The 23,711-nt window shown below is 75.0% G+C and carries 16 protein-coding genes, 1 tRNA gene and 2 pseudogenes; 5 read left to right on the top strand and 14 right to left on the bottom strand.

What is annotated here, in order from left to right:
- Nucleotides 1-194: 194 nt before the first annotated feature.
- From ACZ3J7_RS18935 to ACZ3J7_RS18925, 3 genes are read right to left on the bottom strand one after another with little or no spacing between them, the layout of a single operon-like run.
- On the bottom strand, nt 195-1,601 hold the full coding sequence (locus ACZ3J7_RS18935) for an AAA family ATPase (RefSeq protein WP_465622216.1): 1,407 nt from the start codon (nt 1,599-1,601) through the stop codon (nt 195-197).
- Nucleotides 1,592-3,190: a hypothetical protein gene (locus ACZ3J7_RS18930; protein WP_465622213.1), complete on the bottom strand. Its 1,599-nt coding sequence runs from the start codon at nt 3,188-3,190 to the stop codon at nt 1,592-1,594. Before ACZ3J7_RS18930 ends, ACZ3J7_RS18935 begins: the two co-directional genes overlap by 10 nt.
- Complete coding sequence (locus ACZ3J7_RS18925) at nt 3,187-4,410, bottom strand: hypothetical protein (protein WP_465622210.1); 1,224 nt, start codon at nt 4,408-4,410, stop codon at nt 3,187-3,189. Before ACZ3J7_RS18925 ends, ACZ3J7_RS18930 begins: the two co-directional genes overlap by 4 nt.
- 135 nt (nt 4,411-4,545) lie before the next feature.
- Between ACZ3J7_RS18925 and ACZ3J7_RS18920 the strand changes: the two genes are divergently transcribed.
- Nucleotides 4,546-5,196: a histidine phosphatase family protein gene (locus ACZ3J7_RS18920; RefSeq protein WP_465622208.1), complete on the top strand. Its 651-nt coding sequence runs from the start codon at nt 4,546-4,548 to the stop codon at nt 5,194-5,196.
- A 69-nt stretch (nt 5,197-5,265) separates the two neighbouring features.
- Here ACZ3J7_RS18920 and ACZ3J7_RS18915 read toward each other — a convergent pair whose 3' ends face one another.
- Nucleotides 5,266-6,645: a tetratricopeptide repeat protein gene (locus ACZ3J7_RS18915; RefSeq protein WP_465622206.1), complete on the bottom strand. Its 1,380-nt coding sequence runs from the start codon at nt 6,643-6,645 to the stop codon at nt 5,266-5,268.
- Nucleotides 6,646-6,981: 336 nt separating this feature from the next.
- Between ACZ3J7_RS18915 and ACZ3J7_RS18910 the strand changes: the two genes are divergently transcribed.
- Nucleotides 6,982-7,416 (top strand): hypothetical protein, encoded by a 435-nt coding sequence (locus ACZ3J7_RS18910; protein WP_465622204.1) that lies wholly within the window; start codon nt 6,982-6,984, stop codon nt 7,414-7,416.
- A gap of 171 nt (nt 7,417-7,587) precedes the next feature.
- On the top strand, nt 7,588-8,472 hold the full coding sequence (locus ACZ3J7_RS18905; RefSeq protein ID WP_465622202.1) for a spermidine synthase: 885 nt from the start codon (nt 7,588-7,590) through the stop codon (nt 8,470-8,472).
- 47 nt (nt 8,473-8,519) lie between these two features.
- Here ACZ3J7_RS18905 and ACZ3J7_RS18900 read toward each other — a convergent pair whose 3' ends face one another.
- From ACZ3J7_RS18900 to ACZ3J7_RS18880, 5 genes are all read right to left on the bottom strand, one after another.
- Complete coding sequence (locus ACZ3J7_RS18900; protein WP_465622200.1) at nt 8,520-9,350, bottom strand: hypothetical protein; 831 nt, start codon at nt 9,348-9,350, stop codon at nt 8,520-8,522.
- A gap of 214 nt (nt 9,351-9,564) precedes the next feature.
- Complete coding sequence (locus ACZ3J7_RS18895; RefSeq protein ID WP_465622198.1) at nt 9,565-11,022, bottom strand: glycoside hydrolase family 1 protein; 1,458 nt, start codon at nt 11,020-11,022, stop codon at nt 9,565-9,567.
- A gap of 52 nt (nt 11,023-11,074) precedes the next feature.
- Nucleotides 11,075-11,989, bottom strand: a complete 915-nt coding sequence (locus ACZ3J7_RS18890; protein ID WP_465622196.1) for a carbohydrate ABC transporter permease — start codon at nt 11,987-11,989, stop codon at nt 11,075-11,077.
- A 1-nt stretch (nt 11,990) separates the two neighbouring features.
- Entirely contained in the window at nt 11,991-12,947 is a 957-nt protein-coding gene (locus tag ACZ3J7_RS18885; RefSeq protein WP_465622193.1) for a carbohydrate ABC transporter permease, read from the bottom strand.
- A gap of 112 nt (nt 12,948-13,059) precedes the next feature.
- Nucleotides 13,060-14,388, bottom strand: coding sequence for an ABC transporter substrate-binding protein (locus ACZ3J7_RS18880; protein ID WP_465622190.1), 1,329 nt, complete (start codon nt 14,386-14,388; stop codon nt 13,060-13,062).
- Between the two features lie 456 nt (nt 14,389-14,844).
- Between ACZ3J7_RS18880 and ACZ3J7_RS18875 the strand changes: the two genes are divergently transcribed.
- Entirely contained in the window at nt 14,845-15,909 is a 1,065-nt protein-coding gene (locus tag ACZ3J7_RS18875; protein ID WP_465622188.1) for a LacI family DNA-binding transcriptional regulator, read from the top strand.
- Between the two features lie 166 nt (nt 15,910-16,075).
- Here the strand turns inward: ACZ3J7_RS18875 and ACZ3J7_RS18870 are convergent, their stop codons facing one another.
- The 5 genes and pseudogenes from ACZ3J7_RS18870 to ACZ3J7_RS18850 all read right to left on the bottom strand — a co-directional run bounded on the left by ACZ3J7_RS18870 (nt 16,076) and on the right by ACZ3J7_RS18850 (nt 22,163).
- Entirely contained in the window at nt 16,076-16,522 is a 447-nt protein-coding gene (locus tag ACZ3J7_RS18870) for a DUF4442 domain-containing protein (RefSeq protein ID WP_465622186.1), read from the bottom strand.
- Between the two features lie 311 nt (nt 16,523-16,833).
- A tRNA-His gene (locus tag ACZ3J7_RS18865) sits at nt 16,834-16,909 on the bottom strand.
- A 114-nt stretch (nt 16,910-17,023) separates the two neighbouring features.
- A complete protein-coding gene (gene orn, locus ACZ3J7_RS18860; protein WP_465622184.1) occupies nt 17,024-17,626 on the bottom strand; it encodes an oligoribonuclease in 603 nt (200 codons plus the stop codon).
- Nucleotides 17,627-18,245: 619 nt separating this feature from the next.
- A pseudogene (locus ACZ3J7_RS18855) lies at nt 18,246-19,349 on the bottom strand (helix-turn-helix domain-containing protein); the annotation flags it as partial.
- 1,854 nt (nt 19,350-21,203) lie between these two features.
- On the bottom strand, nt 21,204-22,163 hold the full coding sequence (locus ACZ3J7_RS18850) for an HAD family hydrolase (RefSeq protein WP_465622182.1): 960 nt from the start codon (nt 22,161-22,163) through the stop codon (nt 21,204-21,206).
- Between the two features lie 966 nt (nt 22,164-23,129).
- On the opposite strand from ACZ3J7_RS18850, the pseudogene ACZ3J7_RS18845 reads away from it, so the two are divergent.
- Nucleotides 23,130-23,567 (top strand): annotated as a pseudogene (locus ACZ3J7_RS18845) (universal stress protein); the annotation flags it as partial.
- Nucleotides 23,568-23,711 lie beyond the last annotated feature (144 nt).

Genomic DNA, 23,711 nt, shown 5'->3' with positions numbered 1-23,711 from the left:
AAGACGGCCGCCGTCCATTGTCGCGCGCGCACCGCCAGAACCGGAACGGTGCGCCCGCAAGCGCTATTCCCCGCCGGGGGCGCGAGCCGTGCGCCGCGCGCCCGCCGCAGGTGCCGCGCCCCGGCCCCGAGCACCACCGGACCCACCGCCGGGACCCGGTGGCGCTCCGGGCCCCCGGCTCCGCCCCCGTGCGCCTACAGCCGGACGCGGTGGGCCGCGAGGTGGGCGAGGACGGCGTGGTTGGCCTCCCAACCGTCGGGGAACTTGACGGCGACGCCGAGCTGGACGGGGTCGGTGGCGGGGTGGTCGTCGAGGAGCTCGGGGATGCCGGCCCGGGCGACCACGATGCAGGCGTGCCGGTGGCGGGAGGCGAGGACGCACAGGCGGCCGGTCTCCAGGTGGAAGGCGGTGGCGTCGGGCCGGCCGGAGAGCGGGTGCAGGACGACGGTGACGTCGTACTCGCGGCCCTGCAACCGGTTCGCGGTGTCGACCGTGACGGCCTCGCCGGCCACCGGGTCGACCGGGACGCCCAGCCGGCCGAGCTCGGCCCGGACCGCCGCCGCCTGGTCGCGGTGCGCGGTGCCGACCGCCACCCGGCCGGGGGTGAGCGGGATGTCGCCCTGCTCGGAACGCGCGGTCAGCCCGCGCTCCAGTAGCCGCCGGACGGTGGCCGCGACCGCGGCGACCGCCTGCGCGTCGGTGCGGACGGTGTGCCGGGCGGGCAGCTCCAGCAGCGCCCAGCCGCTGGCCGCCGCCTCGTCGATCGCCGCGTCCACCGCCGACCCGTCGCCGCGGCTGCCCGGCCGCAGGGTGCGGTCGTCCGGCCCGGTCCCGGCCCGGAACGGCGTGTACGGGTAGAACGCGGCGGAGACCAGCGGCGCGGCCGAGGCGGGCAGCCGCCAGGAGACCGGGAGCCGGTGCGGCCGGATCGCCGGGTTGTGCGCGAGCAGGGTCACCACCGCGGAGGAGGACGGGTCGTACGAGAGGCCCGCCCACTGGTCGGTGCCGACCACGGTGAACGGGTCGAGCTGGCCCGGGTCGCCGACGAACAGCGCCCGTTCGAAGAGCCGGGCGACGGCCAGCAGCGCGTCCGAGCGCATCTGGTACGCCTCGTCGACGATGGCCTGCCGCCAGGGCTGCTCGGTCCGCACCCACTGCCACTTCGCCGAGGTGGAGACCACCACGTCCTGCTCCAGCAGGTCGGCGACCTTGTCCCTGGCGGTGACGTTGGCGTGCCGCAGCACCTCCGGCGCGGGCTTGGCGTCGCTCGCGTGCAGCCGGCCGATGCTGATCCCCGGGGCCTTGGACGCCAGCCGGTCGACCAGGTCGTCGACCTGGCTGTTGGTCTGCGCGACGATCATCAGCCGCTCGCCCGCGCCGACCAGCTCGCGCGCCGCCCGCACCACCAGCGTCGACTTGCCGGCGCCCGGCGGGGAGTCGACCACCACGCCGCGCGGCGCGCCCGGCGCCGGGCGCACCACGGCCTCCAGGATCCCCGCCACGGCCCGGTCGGCCGCCTCGCCCGGGGACGGCTCGGGGGCGGGCCGGCCGGTCGGCGCGTCTTCGGCTCCGGAGCGGTTCACGTCGCTGGTCACTCCCATTCGTCCGCGCCGACCGGCGCATCCTCGACGGCCACCGGCGGGCCGCCGTGCGTCCACGGCGTGTCGGCGGGCTCCGGCAGCGGCGCGGACTGCCGGGGCGCCAACTCGAACAGGGTGAACACCACGGACGTGCCCGGCTCCGGCACGCTGCCCGGCTCCGGGTCCCTGCGGCGGCCCATCCCGGACAGCAGCCGCAGCACCACCTCGCCCGGCCCGGACGACACCACCTCGGCCCGCTGGGCCGGCTCCGCGTGCGCCCGGTGCACCTCGCGGCCCGGATCGGCGTGCGGCCGGTCGTCGGTGCGCACCACCAGCAGCGGCCGCGGCTTGGGCGAGCGGCCCGCCGACCACTCCGGGACGACGTCCACCACCTCGCCCGCGAACGCCTCGCCGGCCAGCCGCCGCTCCGCCATCGCCAGCGGGTCGTCCAGCGCCTCCTGGACCTCCAGCTTCGCCTGCTCCCGCTCGCGCTGGGCGAGCTTCCGGGCCGCCGTCACCGCGTCGTCCCGGCGCGGCTGCGGCGGCTCGCCGGCCGCCACCCGGTCCCGGTGCATGGTGAACGACCAGCGGTCGCCCTCCCAGCGCTCCGGCAGGTGCCCGGCCGGGGGCAGCGCGCGCAGCAGGTCGACCGCCCGCCACACGTCGTGCCAGACCGGCAGCGTCGCCGCCAGCAGCACCCGGCCCAGCTCGGCGTGGGCCGACGCGACCAGCGCGGCCGCCCGGCGGACCTCCGCGTCGTCCCGCGCCGCCTCGGCCCGCTCGCGCACCGCCACCGCCGCGTCGTGCCGCAGGATCGCCGGGGCCAGCACCCGCTCGTCGAACTTCGGATCCGTCGCCGGACCGGCCGGCGGGTGCAGCAGCAGCCCGTCGCCGTCCCGCGCGGACTCCACCCACTCGGCGGCCGCCGCGCCGACCGCGGCCGGCTCCAGACCGACCGGCGGCAGGTGCCAGGCCAGCCGGGCCGCCAGGTGCTGGTCCTCCAGGTTGCTCTGCCCGGTCGCCCAGTGCCGCGACAGCAGGCCCGTCACCGCCAGCAGCATCGACGACCCCGGCACCTGCGCCCGGTCCGTCAGGTGCGTCAACCACCGCCCCATCAAAGGGACTTCGGTCGGCGCCGGGTACGCGCCCGGCTCCGGGTCGTCCGCCGTCCGGCGGAACCTGGTCGACCGGCCGAGCAGCGCCAGGTGCGCCACCCCGCCCGCGTTCGGCACCAGCAGCTGCGGCGCGTCCGCGCACAACTCCCGCACCACCGGCACCTTCTCGCCGCTCACCGGGTCCTTCTCGGACCCCTCCAGCAGCTCCACCTCGTCGGTGAAGGACTCCAGGTACGGCACCACGTCCCGGGCCATCGCGGCCAGGAACTCCGAACGCTGGGTGCGGTTCAGCGGCTGCGGCACGAAGTGCAGCCGGGGCGCCTCCCGGTCGGTGCCCAGCAGCACCGCCAGCGGCGCGCCCGTCTCGCCCGCGGCCGCCAGCGGAACCAGCACCATCGGCCGCTCCGACAACTGCCGGTGCCGCACCGTGGCCAGCGGCCGGGCCCGCTGCGCCCGCACCGCCTCCAGCCGGGCCAGGGTGGACAGCAGGCTCACCGCACGCCCCCGGCGGCCAGCGCCTCCGCGCGCAGCCGAGCCGCGTACGCCAACCGCTCGGCGGCCTCGTCCGGCCCCGACCCGTCGGTCGGCTCCGGCTCCGGCTCCGGCTCCGCGGCGCCGCCGGCCGCCGCGGCCGCCAGCGCCTCCTCGACGGTGCGCAGCGACCCCAGCTCGCCGCGCACGCCGCGGCCCAACTGCTCCACCCCGCCCGCGCAGCGCGCCTGCGCCCGGCAGTGGAAGCCCAACTCGCAGGTGGAGATGCACTCCGGCGCGTACGCGGCGGGCACCGCGGCGACCGCCTCGGCCAGCTCCCCGGCCGGCCGGGTCGGGGTGCCCTCGGCGTCCCGCGCGAGGTCGAAGGTGACGCCCTCGGGGAGCGCCGCGAGCAACTGCTCGATCCGGGTCATCCGGGACAACTGCCGCCGGGTGACCGCGAGTTCGCGCCGCACGTCGACCGGGACGGCGACCGGCTCGGAGGAGAAGTCCTTCGGGCAGACCAGCAGCACCGTCAACTCCGGCGCCCCCGGCAGCTCCTGGACGGCGTACGGATCCGCCGCGACCGGCCGGCCGGCCAGCCGGGCCGCCGCCTCCTGCAGCGCCAGCACGTACACCGCGGCCTGCCGGGCGGCCGCGCCCACGTTCGCCGGATCGGCCGAACCGTCCAGCACCGGGAAGGACTTGATCTCCACCACGGTGCACCGGCCGCCGTGCACCACCAGCGCGTCCGGCTCCAGGTAGGCCGGGCTGCCCGCCACCTCCAGCCGGAGCATCGGGTGGTCCAGCAGCGTCCAGGCCGCCGGGTCGGCGGCGGCCTCGGCCAGCACCGCCAGCGTCCGCTCCGCGCGGACCGCGGGGGAGGCCGAGGGCAGCAGGTCGGGCACGGCGAGCGAGGCCACCTCGTCCGCCGGGACGCCCAGTCGGCGGCGCAGCGGCTCCAGCAGCACGGCGTAGCCGTCCCGCTTCAGGCGGGACTCGAACACCAGGCCGCGGCGGATCGCGAACGGCGACTGGCCGAACGGCGCCGGACGGCCCAACTGCCGGGCGAGCGCGGTCTTGTCGATGCCCGCGGCATCCAGCAGGGCGCGGCGGCGGCAGCCCGGATTGGCGGCGAGCGCGGCGAGGGCACGGGCGTCGAGGCTGCGCTGCGGCGCCGGGCCGCGCAACTCGGAGAGCCGCCGCAGCGGCGGGGAGGCCTGCCCCAGGTGCGAGACGTTCATGGTGCGGCCCAGTCTCGCATCCGCGGCCGACAGAACGGAGCCCGGCCGTCGGGTCGGCAGGTCGGATGGAGGATCATGGGGAGCGGCCCCCGCCGCCGGGACGCCGCACCGCACCCCTTCGAACGAGGTACCACCATGCCCGCCCGCATCGTGCTGGTCCGCCACGGCGAGACCTCCTGGTCGGCCACCGGCCGCCACACCGGCCGCACCGACGTCCCGCTCACCGACGAGGGCCGCGCGATGGCCCGCGCCCTCGGCGAGCGCCTGGCCCGCGCCCCGTGGAACGGCCTGCCCGGCGCGACCGTCTGGACCAGTCCGCTCTCCCGGGCCCGGGAGACCGCCGAACTGGCCGGCTTCGGCGACCGCGCCGTCGACCGTCCCGAACTCCTCGAGTGGGACTACGGGCGGTACGAGGGCCGCACCGGCGCCGACATCCGGGCCACCGACCAGCCCGGCTGGCTGATCTGGCGCGACGGCGTGCCCGGCGGCGAGACGCTCGCCCAGGTCTCCGACCGGGTCGACGCGCTGCTCGCCGAGGTGAACGGACGGCACGGCACCCCCGACCCCGACACCACCACGATGAACTGCGCCGACTGCGAGGTCGTCCTGTTCGCCCACGGCCACCTGCTGCGGATCCTCACCGCCCGCTGGCTCGGCCTGCCCGCCGAGTACGCCCAGCGGCTCAAGCTCGGCACCGCCGCGCTCTGCGTGCTCTCCTGGGAGTACGGGCTGCCCGCCGTCGAGGTCTGGAACGACCACAGCCACCTGGAGAAGCTGGGGCACTGACCCCGCCTCGGGCCGGGGCCCGGCCCGCCCGCTCGGCCCGCCCGCTCGGGCCGGGGCCCGGGCCGCGGCTCAGGCCGCCGCGTCGTAGCCGTCCAGGAAGTCCCGGACCTCCGGCACGGCGCGGTGGCCGCGCAGCCGGTCCGCGGTCCGCGCCAGCATGCCGCGGATCCGCGCCGAGCGGACCTGGCCGAGCAGCGCCACCGCCGCCGCGCCGTGCGCGCCCGCGCCCGCCAGGTCGCCCCGGCCCAGCCGGTCGTGCGCCAACTCGGCGGTGTACAGCACCCGGTTGCGCACGAAGTGCGGCTCCTGGAGCCCTATCGCCCGCTCGGCCCGGACGCTGGCCCGGTCCCACTCGCCCAGCGCCGACCAGCACTGCGCCTCCTGCCCGGCCAGCTCCGCCTCGCCGAAGAAGGACATCCACTCCGGGTCGGCGTCCGGCCGCCCGCCCCGCTCGAACAGCGCGTACGCCCGGGACAGCGCCCGCTCGCAGGCCGCCCGGTCGCCGAGCAGCGCCCAGCCGCCCGCCTCGCGCAGCACCAGCAGCGACATCAGCCGGTCCGAGCCGAGGCCGGCCGCCGCGGCCTGCCCGGCCTGGGCGGCCCGCAGCGCCTCCCGGGGGCGGCCGGCGTCCCGGGCCAGGAAGGCGCTGTTGCTGAACACGTGCGCCTCCAGGTGCGGGTCGCGGGCCATCCGGGCGGTGGCCAGCGCCTCCGAGTAGAACGACCTGGCGTCGGTCAGCCGGTTCGAGTCGTGCGCCAACCAGCCCACCGAGATCGCCAGTTCGCCCGCCCCGCTCTGCAGCCGGCGCTCGGTCGCGGCGTTGTAGTCGCCGTCGTTGAGCAGCACGTAGGCGCTGCGCAGCGACTGCCCGGCCAGCTCGAACAGGGCGTCGGCGCCGTGCGCGTCGTCCAGCAGCCGGATGTCCCGGACCGCCTGCTCGACCCCCCGCACCTCGGCGGCGCCGACCCGGCGGCGCTCTGACCGGAGCGGGACGGCGGGCGGCGGGGCGGCGGGCGGCGGGGCCTGGTCTAGGCCGAGCACGGTTGCCAGGGCGGTGGGACCGCCGTTCAGGAACGTACGGCGAAGCACGTCGTCGTTCTCCTCGTCAGACCGGAGCGGTGCGTCCGGCGGGTGCGCGGGGCCGGACCGCCCGGCGGCCGGCGCCCGGCGGCGGACCGCCGTGCGCGGCGCGAAGCCGAGCTCCGCCAGCGACTTCTCCGGCCACATGTGCCGGAACACCCGCTCGTACGCGTAGTTGGGGCAGCGGATCTCGCCGGACTCGACCCGTCCGACGTAGCGCGCGTCGCAGGACACGTGCTCGCCGATCTCCCGGGCGGCCCGGCGGACCAGGGTGGCGAACTCCCCCGGCGAGAGGGCGCCGCGCAGCTCGCGCATCGCCTGGTTGGGAACGGGCGCCGGACGGGGCCCGCCGGTTCGCGTGGCTGCCATGCTGCACTCCGAGGTCGTGCCGGGGTGGCCGCGCCGACCCCTGGGGGGAGGGCCGCCGCGTCGCCACGACAGTACCGGGAGTCACCGTGCGAACACGGGTTGTTGCCGGAGTAGGGTGGGTCAATTGCGGACAATCCGGACCGAGTTGCCGCTTTGTGCCATGAAATGCCATGGCTTGCCGTATCGGAGGCCGTGGCCTGGGGGCCCGGTCCCGCGTTGTCCTGATACATGGACACCGGCGGTACGGGCCCCCTCCCGGACCGGCCCCCCGTCGCACGACCGGGTGACGGAGCGCCACCCGGTTTCCGCGCGACCCGAGGCGACAGGAGGTCCCCCATGGCCACCGGAGTTCCCCAGTACCGACGGGCGGCCGCCCCAGCCGCCCCCGCCGCCCCGGCCGCACCCGCCGCCGCGCCGCCGGTGAGCTCGGCCAGTCGGGTCGTCCGGTACGACACCGTCACCGTCCAGGTCCGGCACGGGCTGGAGGCGGTCGACATCCTCCGGCTGCGGCGGGCCTGCGGGGCCGTCCAGCAGACCGCCGGCGGCAACGCCATCGCCTTCCTCGTCCCGGCGGGCACCGCGCTGCGCTGGCACCTGGCCGGCTCCGCCTGTACGCCGGGGGCCGAGCTGCTCCCGCCCACCGACCCGCGCTGGATCATCCCGCCCTCCGGCTCCCAGCCGTACCCCCGCCCCACCGACGCCTGGGTGCTGCGCTCCGCGCTCTGCGAGGCCGCCACCACCCTCACCGCGGGTGGCCTCGGTCCGCTCTGAGTGCGTCCCCGGACCTCTCCTGACGCCTCATCAGAGAACTTGCCCCACCCGGCAGTTGACATGCAACTGTCGTCTCGGTGGGCGGACCGGACGACCCCGCAGCGGGCACCCGCCGTCGCACAGCGTCACCGCGCGCCGCCGCGACCGGCCCGACCGGCGATAATGGACCCCATGGGCCGCCCACGCACCACCCCCACCGCCACCGTCCCCGGCCGCACCCACGCCGAAGGCCCGCTCACCGCCGCCGTCGCCTCCGGCACCGCCGAGCTGCGCCCCGACCGCGACCGGCCGCACGCCTGGGAACTGCTGCTCGACGGCGCCCCGCAGTCGCTCGTGGACCTCGCCGACCCCACCCACCTCGGCTTCGCCTACCAGCGCCGGATCGGCCACCTGATCGACCTCGCCGCCCCCGCCCGGCAACCCCTCACCGCCCTCCACCTCGGCGGCGGCGCCCTCACCCTGGCCCGCTACACCGCCGCCACCCGGCCCCGCTCCCGCCAGCAGGCCGCCGAGATCGACACCGCGCTCACCGAACTCGTCCGCACCCAACTGCCGCTCGACCGGGGCTGGCAGCTCAAGGTCCGCGGCGGCGACGCCCGCGCCGTCCTCGAACGCACCCCCGACGACTCCACCGACCTGCTCGTCGTCGACGTCTTCGCCGGCGCCCGTGTCCCCGCGCACTGCGCCACCGTCGAGTTCGCCCGGCACGCCGCCCGCGCCCTGCGCGCCGACGGCCACTACGCCGCCAACATCACCGACGGCGGCGCGCTCGCCTTCGCCCGCGCCCAGACCGCCACCCTGCTGGCCGTCTTCCCCGAACTCTGCCTGGTCGCCGACCCCGCCGTGCTGCGCGGCAGGCGCTTCGGCAACCTCGTCCTGTTCGCCGCCCGCACCCCCCTCCCGCTCCCCGAGCTCACCCGCCGCCTCGCCACCGACCCCGCCCAGGCCCGCCTCCTGCACGGCCGCGACCTCGCCGACTTCACCGCCGGCGCCACCCCCGTCACCGACACCACCGCCGTTCCGTCCCCGGCCCCGCCGACGGGCGCCTTCGACTGAGGAACGCCCCGGCCCCCGCCCGGCTGCCGGGACGCGGCCGGGCCGGGTCAGTGGCCGCGCGGGAGGCCGCGGTGCTTGTACAGCGCGGCGGCGGTGAGCAGCAGGCCGGCGGCGATCGGCAGCAGGACGGCGACGGCGCCCTCGCCGCCGGCCGGGCGGGCGGGGGCGGCGGTCAGGGCGAGGCGGGTGGGGGCGGCGACGGGCAGCGGGGGAGCGGTGGCCGGGGCCGGGCGGGGCGCGGCGGGGCGCGGCGAGGCGGCGGGGACGGCCGCGGGCGCGGTGGCCGGGAGCGGGGCGGTGGCGGCGGCGGGGGCGCGCTGCGCCGGGACGGTGACCTCGGGGGTGCCGGGGGCCGCGGCCGGGCCGCTCGCGCCGTTCGGGCCGTTCCCGCCGGTGTCGCGGCCGTTGGCCGGGCCGGAGCGGGAGGCACGGGCGCCGTCCTCGGCGCGGGGCTGCGGCGGGACGGCGGAGAGCAGGCCGGCGGCGAGCGAGAAGGCGTCGGGACGGTCGGCGTGGTGGCCGGGGAGCGGGAGTTCGCCGGTGCCGAGCTGCTGGTCGAGGCGCTGGTCCAGGACGCCGCCCAGGCCCGGCGCCGGGCGGGCCCCGGCGGCTCCGGCCGTCCCGGCTGCGCCGACCGCCCCGGCGGCGTCCACGGTGCCGGCGGTGCCGGCGGTCTCCACGGTGCCGGCCGGGGCGAGCCCGTCGAGCGCGCCGTCCACCGCGCCGCCGAGCGGCGGCCCGCCGTCGTCCGCGCCGGGCCGGACGGCGGTGCCGACCGTGCCGAGGGCCCGGGCGGGGTGGTGCGGGGGGTGCCCGGTGTCGGCGGCGTTCGCGTCGGTCGTGCCGAGGCCCAGGCCGAGCACCTGGGCGGCGAGCACGCCGCCCGCCGCCAGGGCCCCGGGCCGTCCCCACCGCTGCCGGGGGGTGTCCGAACGTCGCGGTCGCTTCGCGTGGTTGGTTCGCACACCAGGGGAGAACGAGCGGGACTCCCCGCGGTCACGCTCGTCGCTCACACTCCGTCACACTGTGCGGGGGTGCGGGAGTCCGGGCGAGCCCCTTGCCGGGCGTCCGGGCGGGCCCCCGCGCGGGGGGTCAGGCGAGCCCGCCGCGCCGGATCACCTCCGCGTACCAGCGGGCGCTGGACTTGGGGGTGCGCTGCTGGGTGTCGTAGTCGACGTGGACGATGCCGAAGCGCTTGCTGTAGCCGTACGCCCACTCGAAGTTGTCCAGGAACGACCAGAGGTAGTAGCCCCGCACGTCCGCCCCCGCGGCGATCGCGTCGGCCACGGCCTCCAGGTGCAGCCGGACGTAGCGCAGCCGCTCGGGGTCGTCGACCTCGCCGTCCGGGCCGACCTCGTCCTCGAAGGCGGCGCCGTTCTCGGTGACCAGCAGCGGCAGGCCGAAGTCGTGGTGCATGCCGACCAGCGAGTCGGACAGGCCGGTGGCGTCGATCGGCCAGCCCATCGCGGTGACGTCGTCGTTGGCGAGGTGGAAGACCACCTCCTCGGAGCCCGGCCAGCAGCTGAACTCGCTGTCGCCGTGGCCGTCGTTGCGCGCGGCCTCGGCGGTCTCCACCGCGGCGTCGCCCGGCGCCGAGACGACGGTCGGGTTGTAGTAGTTGAGGCCGAGCAGGTCGATCGGCCGGCCGATCTCCGCCTCGTCGCCGGGGCGGACCAGCTCGTCCCAGTCGACGAGGTGCGCGGTGTCGGCCTTCAGGTCGGCGTCGTAGCCGCCCTTGAACATCGGGCCGGTCCAGATCCGGTTGCCGACCGCCTCGATCCGGCGGGCCGCCTCGCGGTCCGCGTCGGTGTCGGTGAGCGGGCGGACCAGGTGCAGGTTGAGCGAGACCGCGATCTTCGCCGAGGCGGGCAGCACCTCGCGCAGCGCGCCGACGGCCAGGCCGTGGCCGAGGTTGAGGTGGTGGGCGGCCTTGAGGGCGTCTGCCGGATTGGTGCGCCCGGGGGCGTGCACGCCGGAGCCGTAGCCGAGGAACGCGCTGCACCAGGGCTCGTTGAGGGTGGTCCACACCGGGATCCGGTCGCCGAGCGCGGCGCCGGCCAGCGCCGCGTACTCGGCGAAGCGGTACGCGGTCTCCCGGACCGGCCAGCCGCCGGCCTCCTCCAGGTCCTGCGGGAGGTCCCAGTGGTAGAGCGTGGCGACCGGCGAGATGCCGTGCTCCAGCAGGGTGTCGACCAGCGCGCGGTAGAAGTCGAGGCCGCGCTCGACGGCCGGGCCGCGGCCGGTCGGCTGGATCCGCGGCCAGGACAGCGAGAACCGGTACGAGGTGAGGCCGAGGTCGGCCATCAGTCGGACGTCCTCGCGGAAGCGGTGGTAGTGGTCCACGGCGACGTCGCCGGTGTCGCCGTTCAGCACCTTGCCGGGGGTCTTGGCGAAGGCGTCCCAGATGGACGGGGTGCGCCCGTCCTCGGCGGCCGCGCCCTCGATCTGGTAGGCGGCGGTGGCCGCGCCCCAGGCGAAGCCGGGCGGGAAGGCCACCCGGGGGGCCGCCACCGAGGCGTGGGCGGCTGTGGTCGGATCGGTCATGGTCATACGGGAGCGCTCCCATGGCTGAGGAGTGGACAGGGCTGCTGTACCGGGCGGGTCAGCTCTTGACGGCGCCGGAGGTGATCCCGCCGACGATGTGCTTCCCCAGAACGGCGAAGATCAGCAGTAGCGGCAGGGTGCCGACGAGCGCACCCGTCATGATCACGGCCTGGTTGATGTCGTGCCCGGAGCCGCCGCCGATCGCGGAGAGCGCGACCTGCACGGTCGGGTTCTGCTGGGTGAGCACCACGAACGGCCAGAAGAAGTCGTTCCAGGACTGCACGAACACCAGCATGCCGAGCACCGCCATGGCGGGCCGGGCGATCGGGAACACCACGTGCCAGATGATCCGCAGGCTGTTCGCGCCGTCCACCCGGGCCGCCTCGATCAGCTCGAACGGCAGCGCCTCGGACAGGAACTGGCGCATGAAGAACACGCCGAACGCGGCCACCAGCGAGGGCAGGATCACCGACTGCAGGTGGTTGCCCCAGTCCAGCTTGGTGATGATCCGGTACAGCGGGATCACGCTGAGCTGCGGCGGGATGGTCATGGTGGCGACCACCAGGGTCAGCAGCGCGTTGCGGCCGCGGAAGCGCAGCTTGGCGAAGGCGAAGCCGGCCAGCGTGGAGAACAGCACCGTGGACAGCGCCACGCAGCCCGCCACGATGGTCGAGTTCAGCAGCGCGGTGCCCATGTCGGCCTGGTCCCAGGCGATCGAGATGTTGTTCCACAGCTCGCCGCCGGGGATCATCGGCGGCGGCGACTGGGCCACCCGCTCGCCGGTGTGGGAGGCCGCGACGAAGGTCCAGTACAGCGGGAACAGCGAGACCAGCGCGGCGATCCCGAGCAGCACGTACGCGATCGGTCCGGCCTTGTCGTGCTCGCCCGCCTTGCGCCGGAACAGGCCGCGCGGGCGGTCCTGCTCGACCGGCCTCGCCTCGCGGGAGGAGGGGGTGGACAGGGTGGCGGCCATGTCAGCCTCCCAGCTCGTTGCGCTTGCGGTAACGGGTGATCAGGAACTGCGCCAGGCCGATCAGCAGCAGGAGCAGCAGCATCGTCCAGGCCACCGCCGAGGCGCGGCCCAACTGGCGCGACGGCCAGCCCAGTTCGTACATGTAGAGGCTGAGCGTCTGGAACTGGTGCGCGGAGCCGCCGGACACGCCGACGCCGCCTCCGAACAGCATCGGCTCGCCGAACAGCTGGGTGGCGCCGATGGTCGAGACGATGATGGTGAACAGGATGGTCGGGCGGATCGACGGGATGGTGATCCGGGTGAACTGCTGCCACCGGTTCGCCCCGTCCAGGCTGGCCGCCTCGTACAGGTCCTTCGGCACAGCCTGCATCGCGGCCAGGTAGATCAGCGCGTTGTAGCCGGTCCAGCGCCAGGTCACGATGGTGGAGATGGCGATCTGCGAGGGCCAGGTCTCGGAGTACCAGTTCGGGTGGATCCCGACCGCGCCCAGCGCCCAGTTGATGAAGCCGTAGTCCGGGTTGAACAGCTGGACGAACACCAGGGTCGCGGCGGCGATCGAGGTGGCGTACGGCGCGAGGATCGCGACCCGGAAGAAACCGCGGCCGCGCATCCGGAAGTTGAGCAGGTGGGCCAGCCCGAGCGCCGTCAGCAGCTGCGGGACGGTGGAGATCACCCCGATGGTGAAGGTGTTGCGCAGCGCGGTCCAGAACTGGTCGTTGGACCATAGCCGGGTGTAGTTGCCGAAGCCCTTCCACTCCATCACGTCCGGCTTGAGCAGGTCGACGTAGTGCAGCGACAGCCAGCCCGTCCAGATCAGCGGGAAGAGGCCGAAGGCGGCGAAGCAGAGGAAGAACGGGGCGATGAAGGCGTACGGCGACGCCTTGAGGTCGAACCGGTACAGGCGGGAGCGCCAGGCGGGGCGCGCGGGCGGGGCCTCGGCGCGGACGTGGGTGGCCACTTGGGGTTTCCTTCCCGGGGGTGGCGAGGGGCGGCGGAACGGCGCCCGGCCGGGTGGGCGGACCCGGCCGGGCAGTAGGGATCGGCTTGCCGGCGGCGGGCGCCGGCCCGGATCAGTGGCCGGTCTTGTCGTCGACCAGCTTGGTCACGTTGGTCCAGGCCTTGGCCGGGTCGGTGCCGTGCTCCTCGATGTCGAGGATGCCGTTGTCGGTGATGATCGTCTTCACGTTGCCGTCCTGCTCACCGATCGGCGCCGGCTTGATGGACTGGGCGGACGCGGCGAAGATCTGGCCGGTCGGCGCGTTGTTGAAGTACTCGGCCTTGGCGCCCTGGACGGCCGGCTGCTGCAGGCCGCCGATGGTCGAGGGCAGGTTGCCGACCTTGGTGAAGACCTTGGCCTGCTGCTCCGGCGCGGTCAGCCAGGCGACGAGGGCCGCGGCCTCCTTGGTGTGCTTGCCGGCCTTCGGGACGGTCAGGAAGGCGCCGCCCCAGTTGGAGGCGACCGGCGCGGCCGCGACGTCCCACTTGCCCTTGCCGGAGTCGCCGGAGTACTTGCTGATGATGCCGGTCATCCAGGACGGGCAGACCACGGTGGCGAACTTGGCGTTGGCGAACGCGGCGTTCCACGGGTCCTGGAACTGGCGCAGACCGGCGCTGATCTTCGCCTGCGAGGCGGCGACCGAGAGGTCCCAGGCGGTCTTCACGCCGGCGCTGGTCTTGTAGACGAGCTTGCCGGAGGCGTCCGAGTACTGCTCGGGCTGGGCCGACAGGACGGCGTTGAACAGGCCCGACGCGGAGTCGGTGAAGAAGGTGCCGGCCGGGGCCTTGGCCTGGTACTGCTTGCCGGCCTCGACGAACTTCGACCAGTCGCCCGCCCACAGCTTGCCGACCGACTCGCGGTCGGTGGGCAGGCCGGCCTGCTGGAACAGGTCGCTGCGGTAGCAGATCGCCATCGGGCCGATGTCGGTGCCCAGGCCGATCAGCGCGCCGGACTGGGTGGTGGCCTGCTTCGACTTCCAGTCCAGCCAGTTGCCCGGGTTGATGCCCTCGGTCTTGCCGAGGTCGACGAACTTGTCGCCCAGGGTGTTGGTGGCCTGCGCGATGTAGCCGACCTCGACCGCCTGGACGTCGGCCAGGCCGCTGCCCGAGGCCAGGTGGGTGGTCAGCGCGTCCCAGTACTTCTGGCCGTCCTGGGTGGTGTCGTACTTGATGGTGATGTTCGGGTGCGCGGCCATGTACTCGTCGTACAGGCCGGCCTCCTTGTAGCCGAAGGTGCCGAAGTCGCCGACGTTCAGGGTGATCTTCGCGTCGGACTTCCCGCCGCTGCCGCTGTCCCCGCCCTTGTCCGAGCTGGACGAGCAGGCCGTGAGCAGCAGGGTGGAAGCGGCGAGGACGGCGGTGGCGACGACAGCGGCTCTGCGGGGGCGGGAGGTGGTGCGCATGGGGGCGAACTCCTTTGTCCGGGTGGTTGGTCCGGGTGGATGGTCCGGGGACGGCCCGGGTTCCTGCCCGGCGGCCTTCCGGGTTGCTGCCGGATTGCTGCCGGGTGTCTTCCGTGGGTCTTCCGCGGGTCTGGCCGGGCTGGAAACGAGAGCTTCGTGGGTGTTCTTGGTGCGCTGAATCTTGGCTACAGTGTGGGAGCGCTCCCACAGCTGGGCATGCCGGAAGGTTGCTGTGTCGCGGGGGTGAGTGTCAAGACGTGGTGACATAAACGTTGCCGGAGCGTTTCCGCCTTCGTTACCACCGCCGTTGGCGCCCGCAGGCTGCCCCGGGGCCGGTTCCGGGGCGCCCCGGATGGCCGGAAACACCTCGGGACCGGCCACAATGAACAGTCCGCACGGGCCCGGGGCGGGTCCGGCGGATCCTTCCATCCGTCCCAGAGACCGAGAGGTGTAGCGATGAGCCCGACCGCACAGCGCCCCGACGCGCTCCATCCGGGCGCCGGCGGCAGAGCCACCGCGCGCCCCACCCTGGAGGAGGTGGCCGCGCTGGCAGGCGTCGGCCGCGGCACCGTCTCCCGGGTCATCAACGGCTCCCCGCGGGTCAGCGCCAAGGCCCGCGAAGCCGTCCAGGCCGCCATCGCCGAACTCGGCTACGTGCCGAACCGGGCCGCCCGGACCCTGGTCACCTCGCGCACCGACTCGATCGCGCTGGTCGTGCCCGAGGCCGAGACCAGGCTGTTCTCCGAGCCGTACTTCTCCGACATCATCAGCGGCGTCTCGGCCGAACTCGCCGAGACCGACATGCAGTTGCTGCTGATCCTGGTCCGCAACCAGCGCGAGCGCGACCGGCTCTCGGCCTACCTCACCGCCCAGCGGGTCGACGGCGTGCTGGTCGTCTCGGTGCACCGCGACGACCCGCTCCCCGGGCTGCTGGAGAGCCTGGAGATCCCCTCCGTGCTGGCCGGTCGGCGCGGCGACCTCGAACCGCTCAGCTACGTCCACGCCGACAACGCGGGCGGCGCCCGGATGGCCGTCCGCCACCTGCTCCGGCGCGGCTGCACCCGGGTCGCCACCCTCACCGGCCCGCTCGACATGGAGGTCGCCCAGGCCCGCCTCGGCGGCTACCGCCGGGCCCTGGAGGAGGCCGGCCACGCCTACGACGAGGGGCTGGTCGGCCTGGCCGACTTCACCGAGGAAGGCGGCCGGGTCGCGATGCGCGAACTCCTCGCTCGCAGGCCCGAGTTGGACGGCGTCTTCTGCGCCTCCGACGTGATGGCGGCCGGCGCGATGCAGGTGCTGCGGGCCGCCGGGCGGCGGATCCCCGACGACGTCGCGGTGATCGGCTTCGACGACTCGATCGTCGCCCGGCACACCGACCCGCCGATGACCAGCGTCCGCCAGCCGATCGAGGAGATGGGCCGCACCATGGCCCGCCTGCTGCTCGACGAGATCCACGAACGCGGCCGGGCCCGGCGGCAGGTGGTGCTGGCGACCGAGCTGATCGTCCGCGACTCCGCCTGACGGCGGGCGGACGGGCGGGCGGACGGGCGGTGGGGGAGCGGCGTGGTCGCCCGCGGGGGCGCGGCCGCCCGCGCGGGTGCTCGACGTGGGTGCGTTCCGGCCCGCGTGCGCTCCGGTTGTCCGGTGGGTTCCGGTGTCCGGTGCGCTCTTCGGCGGGCCGGAGGGCTCAGGAGTGGGGGCGCAGCGTCCAGACGATCTCCAGCACGCCGGTGACGGCGCCGTCCTCGCGGGTGATCTCCACGGTGATCGGGAACTCGGGGCGCTTGCCCTCGTCCAGCTCGGCGATCACGTCGGCGACCGGGCGGCCGAGCGTCGCGGTGGCGGTGACCACGCCGCGGGCGAGCTTCTTGAACGAGATCTCGCCGACCGTGGGCAGCGGCACCGCGCGCCCCAACTGGTCGCCGAACGCCGCCAGCACGATCGCCCCGCTGGCCGACTCGGCCAGCGTGAACATCGCCCCCGCGTGCGGCCCGCCCACGTGGTTCCGGTACTCCGGCAGGTCGGGCAGCCGCAGCACGGCCCGCTCCGGGGTGGTCTCCAGGTACTCCAGCTGCAGGGTCTTCACCATCGGGACGGTGGAGGTGAGCAGCTCGCCGATCGCAGTAGTGGTCATGCCCAGATGTTACTTGCGGGTAGCTTCATCGTCCATGGCCGGCGTCCCACCGCCTCGCCCGGGCCCTCCGCCGCCCAGGCCGACGACTCGGAGGGGCGGCTCGGAAGGGGCGGCTCGGAAGGGGCGCGCGGGAGTTGGCCGGGCCGGGCGCGGAAGCGCCGTGCGGGAAGGTGCGGGAGCGATCGGCCCGGTCCGCCCGGGCCCGCTGGACTCGGCCCGCCGACCGGCGCTCCGGGGGAGGGCGCTTCGGTGAAGGCGACGGGGAACGACGAAGGGCCCGGTCGATTCCTCGACCGGGCCCTTCGTCGTTCTGGGGTGAGTGACGGGACTCGAACCCGCGGCCACCTGGACCACAACCAGGTGCTCTACCAACTGAGCTACACCCACCATCTGTCAGGTGCTTTCCCGCTTTCGCGTTCCCGCTCCGACAGGAAGAACTCTACAGGATGCCGAGGGGTGCTCGCGCCAGGGTTTCCCCGACCGACCGGACCGGATCCCTGGTCAGGTGGTGGGCAACTGGTGGCGGGCGGCGATCTCCCGCGCGGTGTCGGTGTCCGGGCCGGGCTGCGGGACGAACACCGCCTCGCGGTAGTAGCGCAGTTCGGCGATCGACTCGCGGATGTCCGCCAGTGCGCGGTGGCTGCCGCCCTTCTGCGGGCTGTTGTAGTAGGCGCGCGGGTACCAGCGGCGGGCCAGCTCCTTGATCGAGGAGACGTCCACGATCCGGTAGTGCAGGTGCCCCTCCAGCTCCGGCATGTCCCGGGACAGGAAGCCGCGGTCGGTGGCCACCGAGTTCCCGCACAGCGGGGTCCGGCCGGCCTCCGGCACGTGCTCGCGGACGTACGCCAGCACCCGTTCCTGCGCCTCGGCCATGGTCAGGCCGTCCGCGAGCTCGTCGAGCAGGCCCGAGGCGGTGTGCATCTGCCGCACCACCTCGGGCATGGTCTCCAGCGCCTCGGCGGGCGGGCGGATGATCACATCCACGCCGTCGCCGAGCACGTTCAGCTCGGAGTCGGTCACCAGGGCGGCGACCTCGATCAGGGCGTCCCGATCGAGGTCGAGGCCGGTCATCTCACAGTCGATCCATACCAGACGGTCATTCACGCCTTCACCCTACGGCGCGATCACGCGCCCCCGACACCGCACGCGCCCCGTCCGGGCCGAAGTCCGCCGGTCCGCGCGCCCCGCGCTCCGGCTCGGACTCCGGACGGTCCACCGCCTGCCGACCCCGGGCACCGGGGTGCTCGCCGTCGGCGTCCTCCGCGATTGCGTGCTCCACCGGACGGTCCGGACGCTCCGCCGACCCGCGCCCGCCCGGGTACGCCGCGCTCGGCCGCACCGGCTGCCCCGGCGAGGGCTGCGCGTGCGCGTGCGCGGGCGACGGTCCCTGCGGGGCCGGCTGCTGGCCGTGCGGGCCCGACTGACCGGGGTGGCCGTACTGGCCCGGCTGGCCGCCCGGAGCGGCCTGGCCGGTGGCGCGGCCCGCGTACCGGGGGTCGACCGGCCGCTCCGGCGCCCGCGCGCCGAAGGCGCCCGGCGGCGGACCGGCCTGCGGCGGCACCAGCGGACGCGGACGCTGCCGCCCCGCCGCACCCGCGCCGGGACCGCTCGCCCCGCCGCCCGCGCCGACCCCGCCCGACCCGGCACCGCCCGGCACCTGCTGAGCGTGCTGGCCGTGTTGGTTGTGCTGGTTGTGCTGGCCGTGTGTCACCGTCCCGTGGGACGACTGCGGGTGCCCGCCCTGGGCCGGGCCGCGCTCGACCGCGCCGCCGCCCTGCGACTGCGGCCCCACCGGCCCGCCGACGGCCGGACGCCGGGCCCGGAAGGTCGTCCGGTAGGCCGCCGGGGAGACCCCCAGCTGCCGCCGGAAGTGCCCGCGCAGCGCCACCGGCGAGCGGAAGCCGCAGCGCCGGGCGACGTCGTCCACCGACAGGTCCGAGGTCTCCAGCAGCCGCTGCGCCTGCAGCACCCGCTGGGTGATCAGCCACTGCAGCGGCGCGCTGCCGGTCAGGGTGCGGAACCGGCGGTCGAAGGTGCGCCGCGACATGTACGCGCGGGCCGCCAGCACCTCCACGTCGAACTGCTGGTTGAGGTTCTCCAACGCCCAGGTGACCACCTCGGCCAGCGGGTCGTTGCCGATCTCCTCCGGTAAAGACTGGTCGATGTACTGGGCCTGACCTCCGCCGCCGCGGCGGTTCGGCACCACCAGCCGGCGGGCCAGCGCGTTGGCGGCCTCGGCGCCGTGGTCGCTGCGCACCACGTGCAGGCACAGGTCGATGCCGGCCGCGGTGCCCGCGGAGGTGAGGACGTCGCCGTCGTCCACGAACAGCTCGCGCGGGTCGACGTGGACCCGCGGGTAGCGCTTCGCCAGCGTCGGCGCGTACATCCAGTGCGTGGTGGCCGGACGCCCGTCCAGCAGCCCGGCGGCGGCCAGCACGAAGGCGCCGGTGCACAGGCCGATGATCCGGGCCCCCTCGTGGTGGGCCTTGCGCAGCGCGGCGATCGCCTCGACCGGCGGCGGCTGCGAGATCGAGCGCCAGGCCGGCACCACGATGGTGCCCGCCCGGGAGAGCGCCTCCAGCCCGTACGGGGCGGTCAGCGTCAGCCCGCCGGTGGTGGTGAGCGGGCCCTCCTCGCCCGCGCACACCAGCAGTCGGTAGCGGGGGACGCCGGCGTCCTGCCGGTCCACGCCGAACACCGACAGCGGGATCGAGCTCTCGAAGATCGGCGCCCCGCTGAACAGCAGCACCGCCACCGTCTCGCGCCGCCGCCGACCGGCCAGCTTGCGCGGGGAGGGGAGCGCCCCGGGGCCGGCCGAGGCCGACAGCAGGTCCGTCGCGGCGGCCGCGCCGCCGGGGGAGGCGTGCCCGCCGTGACCACCGTGCCCGCCCGGAGTGAGGCTGCCGTGGCCGGAGACCGTGGGGGAGGGGGAGGAGGGCTGGATCGCGGCGCCGCCCTGGAACTGACCGCCGCCCGGCGAACCGGCCGGAGCACCACCGAACTTGCCGAGTCTCGCCGCGCCACCGGGATGGGACGAAGGCTGGCGGCCGTTCTCAGGACCCGCGTCGCTCCTGCTCACCCTGCTCAAGGCGCTCCAGCCCCCTCGGTGGTGTGGTGGTCTCGGCTGCCGCTCTGCGAGCCAAGATCGAATCTACTTGGTGGACCGTTGCCGTTGTGACAAGTTCACCATCCGGCGCTATGTCGACATGGCAATTTGGCGTGAAGCATTCGATCACGAAGCGTGGCACCCGTCGACCCCGCTGTGAAGGGGGCGCGGACAAGGGTGGCCGGTTGTCGCACGACCCGTCGGCGATTCACCCGTCGACGGTGCACCCACCGTCCGCTCTGTGCTGCAGATTTGCCCGAACGGCAGGGTTGGGAAGCAAGTTGGCCGAAAACATGCGGTTCGAATAGGGGGCGTGAAACCGCCTTCCACGCGCCACAGCGCACACCTGAGCCATGATCCCCGCGCCCCGTCAGCCCCCGGATCCGACCCGAACCGGCCACTCCTGAACGCCCCTCACCTCACACTCCGTCACTCCGTCCCCTCCGTTCCACTTCCGTCCCACCCACCCCACGACTCCCAGCCCTCCCCGTCACCCCACCGACCCGCCCCCGCCCCGACCGACCCACCCCGCCGATCCGGACGCCGCACATTCGTCCGAATCCGATCCCCCGCCGGGACGGCCGCTCGCACTCCGCTCCACCACCCGCCCGCCGGGCTCGGGCGCACCCGCATCGGCCCCGCCCCAGGGCGACGCGTACGCCGGACGCCACCCCGACTCCTGCCGGGCCGCCGAGGTCGACACCTGCCCCGGCCGTCCCCGCCGCGTCGCCCCGGCGGCCGAACCCCGACGGGTGGACGCTGAAGGCGCACCCGGAGACGTCCGGGGCGGCCACGGCCGGGCACTGCTCGGCGGGCCACTACGCGGCCGGGCCAATGACTGCTCCAGGTGCGGGTCCTGCACCCCGTCGACGAACGCCGGCCGCACCACCACCAACGGCAGCGCCCGCAGGCCCGCCCCCGCCGCCGCGCACCCCCCGCGTCGGGTGCGGCGCCGGCACGTCCTCCTCCACGGTGGGCCGGCCGAGCCTCCGGACGTACGCCGGATCCGTGCTGACCTGGGCGAGCCGCGAGATCCCGCCTCCCCGCCTGGCGCCACGGCCGTGTCCCGGTTGACCGCCCAGGCCGCCTCATTCGCCTAGCGGTCACCAACTCCCTTGCTGATCCAGCCCGCTGGTCCACGTGCACCCCAGGCTGCTGCTGATCGTCGACCACCTTCGCGACGTCCCCGCGCAGGTGATCTCCGGCCTCAGCGACGTGCTCGCCCGGAACCCGGTGGCGGCCGCCGTCCCGCCGCCCGCACCGTCACCCCGCGCTGGTTCGCCATCCCCGGGACTCGGACCCGCTTCCCGCCCGAGCAGCACGAGCCCATCGCCCGCGCCCACATCGCCCAACGCCTGCACCGCCGCCGCGCCACCGCCCCCGAGGTCGCTGGGCGCCGCAGCTCCCGGAAAGCTGTCCTGCACTCCGCAGCGGGCCGCCTCGACCTCCTGCGCGTCCTGGGCGCCGAGGCAGGTGCAGCGGCAGCCTGACGTTCCGTCAAGTCATGTCGCTGGCAGGCAATCTGGCCACCATGCAGCCCTCGTGGCAGCCCCGGTGTCCGCCAGGGGTGGCAGGTCACCCCGCGGCGGTCGTGGCCTCTCCCCAGCGGGCCTGGGCGGAGACGCCGACCGGGGCCGGGGTGGGGTCGACCGGCGAGAGCGGGACGGCCTTCGCCAGGGCGACCGGCTGGCCGAGCGGGATTTTCGGCGTCCCCGGCATTCCCGGGACGCCGGGGGCGACGCGGGCGGGCGCCGGCGCCAACCGGGAGGCCGGGATGGCGAGGCGGCCGTGCGCCCGCTGGGGACGACCGGCCGCGGCGAACCCCCGTCCGGCGACGGGGCGTTCGGTCGCGCCCGCGCCGATGATCACCCGTACCGCCTCCGGCAGGTTCGGTGCGCTCACCGTGGGACGGTAGGTCCGCTCCGCCCACGGCCGACCGTGGTGCAGCCACGCACTGCGCAGCCCCGTCGCCGCCGCACCCGCGATGTCGGCCGGACCGTAGTCGCCGACCATCCAGGTCTGCGTTCGCCACTCCCCGGCCGGCCGGAACCCGCACCGGCGCACCGCGATCTCGAAGATCAACGGATCCGGCTTCAGGCAGTGGGCCTCCTCCGAGATGACCCAGCCGTCGACCAACGAGGCGAGCCCGGTCCGGCGGATCTTCTCCAGCTGGGCCACCGTCCCGCCGTTGCTGACGATCCCCAGCGTCCACCCCGCCTCGCGCGCCTCCCGGAGCGCCGCGACGTGCGAATCCGGGCACTGGATGTGCGAGTTGATCCCGAGCCGGTAGTGCGCGAGCATCGCCTCGACCGACCGGTCGAGGCCGTAGCGGCGCTTCGCCGCACCCAGTACCGTGCTGCGCGGTACGTAGCCGCTGCCGTCGAGCGTGACCAGCCAGTCGAGGTCCCCGGCGGGCAGGTCGTTCTCGGCGAGGAAGTCCTCCGCCCAAGCCCGGAACGCGGCATCCCTGGGCAGCAAGGTGTTGTCGAGGTCGAGCAGGAGCAGCGGCATGCCGAGCATGCTGCCAGCGGCCACCTCGTATGCACCTGGCAATTGCCAAAGGCGAATGGAATTTCCGCGAATTGGCCGAATCCGAATGGTAAGCACGCAACCCGGATCATGATCCGAAAATCGATCCCCGGCCGCGATCCCCGACGTGATCTTCTCCTCGACTGTCGGTGCATGACCGCCTCCTGTGCCCGCCCCCGTGCCGTCCTCCCTGCGGGGCCGCGCCGAGACGGGACGAGGTGGACCGCGGAGCAGCCCGTGGCGGCCCGGGTGGGGACGGACAGGGCTCGGCCGGGCGCCGGGCGGACGCTTGGCTATGACAACTGCCTTGCACCACCTGCGGGCAGGGGCGATGACAGTCGGGTCACGTTGTGTCGGTGCCCTGTTGCGCACAGCGCGTCCCGTCGGTCAAGCTCCTGGGAACCCGCCGCGCGGGGGCGCACGCCCGGGCGTCTGCTTCCCCCGCAAGCGGGAACCTGATCGCACGAGGGCGCCGCCGCTGGGCGGGGCCCGTTTCGAGCCGTACTCTGAAAGGCACAGGTCGCCAACGGTGGTAGTCGTTTCCGGACGCGTCACCATCGCTCCCGTCCCTGTCACCGGGGCCAGGCGGTCCGCCGCCGCGTCCCCTCGTGTAGGCCCGCTTCAGTCGAAGAGTTTTGAGCCATGGCCGGTCAAGAGCCTTCCGCTTCCCCGCACGGCAGCCCGCCTCCAGCCGGGCCCGCCGCTGAGGCCCGCGGCGTCCCGCCGCTCGCCGGTCGCTCCCGCCGGCCCGGCGCCCCTCACCGCGAGCCGCCCCATTCAGATGTCGGCCCCGACTACGGCACCCCTGATCGGGACGTCCCCGAGCACGACGTTCCCGCACGCGACACCCCCGGAACGGCGGCCGACGCCGTCGCCGGACCTCGACCCGGCACAGCGGAGGACGCGATGACCGACCGATCCCGTCCCGCCACCGGCCGCCACGACGGCGAGCCTCTGCTGCAGGAGCACGGCTCGCGCGCCTGCGACCCGCAGTTCCAGCACGGCGTGGTGGTCGGCTTCGACGGCTCGCTCTCCAGCGAGCGCGCCCTGGCCTACGCCGTCGGCATGGCCCGCCGCTCCCGCTGCGGCCTGGTGATCGTCCACGTCGCCAACCGGCTCCCCACCACCGTCTGGGCCGGCTGCGAGCCGCCCGTCTTCGTGGACCTCCCGGACCAGCGCACCGAGATCCTCGGCCTCGAACTCGCCTGCGCCGACTTCCTCTCCGGCGTCCCCTGGATCCTGGTCGAACGCGGCGGGGACATCTGCCACGAGATCGAGGAGGTCGGCCGCGAGTACGCCGCTGACGCCATCGTGGTCGGCAGCACCCACGGCCTGCTCGGCAAGATCTTCGGCTCTGTCTCCGGTCGCCTCGCCCGCCGCGCCAACCGCCCGGTGATCGTCATCCCCTGACCGGCCCGAACGCCCGCCGCCGCCGGTGCCCGAGCCGGTGCCCGCATCCGGGCCCGGGCCCGGGGCGGAGACGGAACGGGGCCTGCGGAGCCCATCGCGGGGCCGCCCCGGTGGCAGCCGGTGCTATCGGCCGATCGAGTCGTT

This window comes from Kitasatospora sp. NPDC015121 (assembly GCF_055562955.1).
This window is presented reverse-complemented; position numbering and strand designations above follow the sequence as displayed.

What these genes read in the sequence shown, in the direction of transcription:
- ACZ3J7_RS18935 (WP_465622216.1), bottom strand. Translation starts at nt 1,601, where the DNA reads ATGGGAGTGACCAGCGACGTGAACCGCTCCGGAGCCGAAGACGCGCCG.
- ACZ3J7_RS18925 (WP_465622210.1), bottom strand. Translation starts at nt 4,410, where the DNA reads ATGAACGTCTCGCACCTGGGGCAGGCCTCCCCGCCGCTGCGGCGGCTC.
- ACZ3J7_RS18920 (WP_465622208.1), top strand. Translation starts at nt 4,546, where the DNA reads ATGCCCGCCCGCATCGTGCTGGTCCGCCACGGCGAGACCTCCTGGTCG.
- ACZ3J7_RS18915 (WP_465622206.1), bottom strand. Translation starts at nt 6,645, where the DNA reads ATGGCAGCCACGCGAACCGGCGGGCCCCGTCCGGCGCCCGTTCCCAAC.
- ACZ3J7_RS18910 (WP_465622204.1), top strand. Translation starts at nt 6,982, where the DNA reads ATGGCCACCGGAGTTCCCCAGTACCGACGGGCGGCCGCCCCAGCCGCC.
- ACZ3J7_RS18905 (WP_465622202.1), top strand. Translation starts at nt 7,588, where the DNA reads ATGGGCCGCCCACGCACCACCCCCACCGCCACCGTCCCCGGCCGCACC.
- ACZ3J7_RS18895 (WP_465622198.1), bottom strand. Translation starts at nt 11,022, where the DNA reads ATGACCATGACCGATCCGACCACAGCCGCCCACGCCTCGGTGGCGGCC.
- ACZ3J7_RS18890 (WP_465622196.1), bottom strand. Translation starts at nt 11,989, where the DNA reads ATGGCCGCCACCCTGTCCACCCCCTCCTCCCGCGAGGCGAGGCCGGTC.
- ACZ3J7_RS18880 (WP_465622190.1), bottom strand. Translation starts at nt 14,388, where the DNA reads ATGCGCACCACCTCCCGCCCCCGCAGAGCCGCTGTCGTCGCCACCGCC.
- ACZ3J7_RS18875 (WP_465622188.1), top strand. Translation starts at nt 14,845, where the DNA reads ATGAGCCCGACCGCACAGCGCCCCGACGCGCTCCATCCGGGCGCCGGC.
- ACZ3J7_RS18870 (WP_465622186.1), bottom strand. Translation starts at nt 16,522, where the DNA reads ATGACCACTACTGCGATCGGCGAGCTGCTCACCTCCACCGTCCCGATG.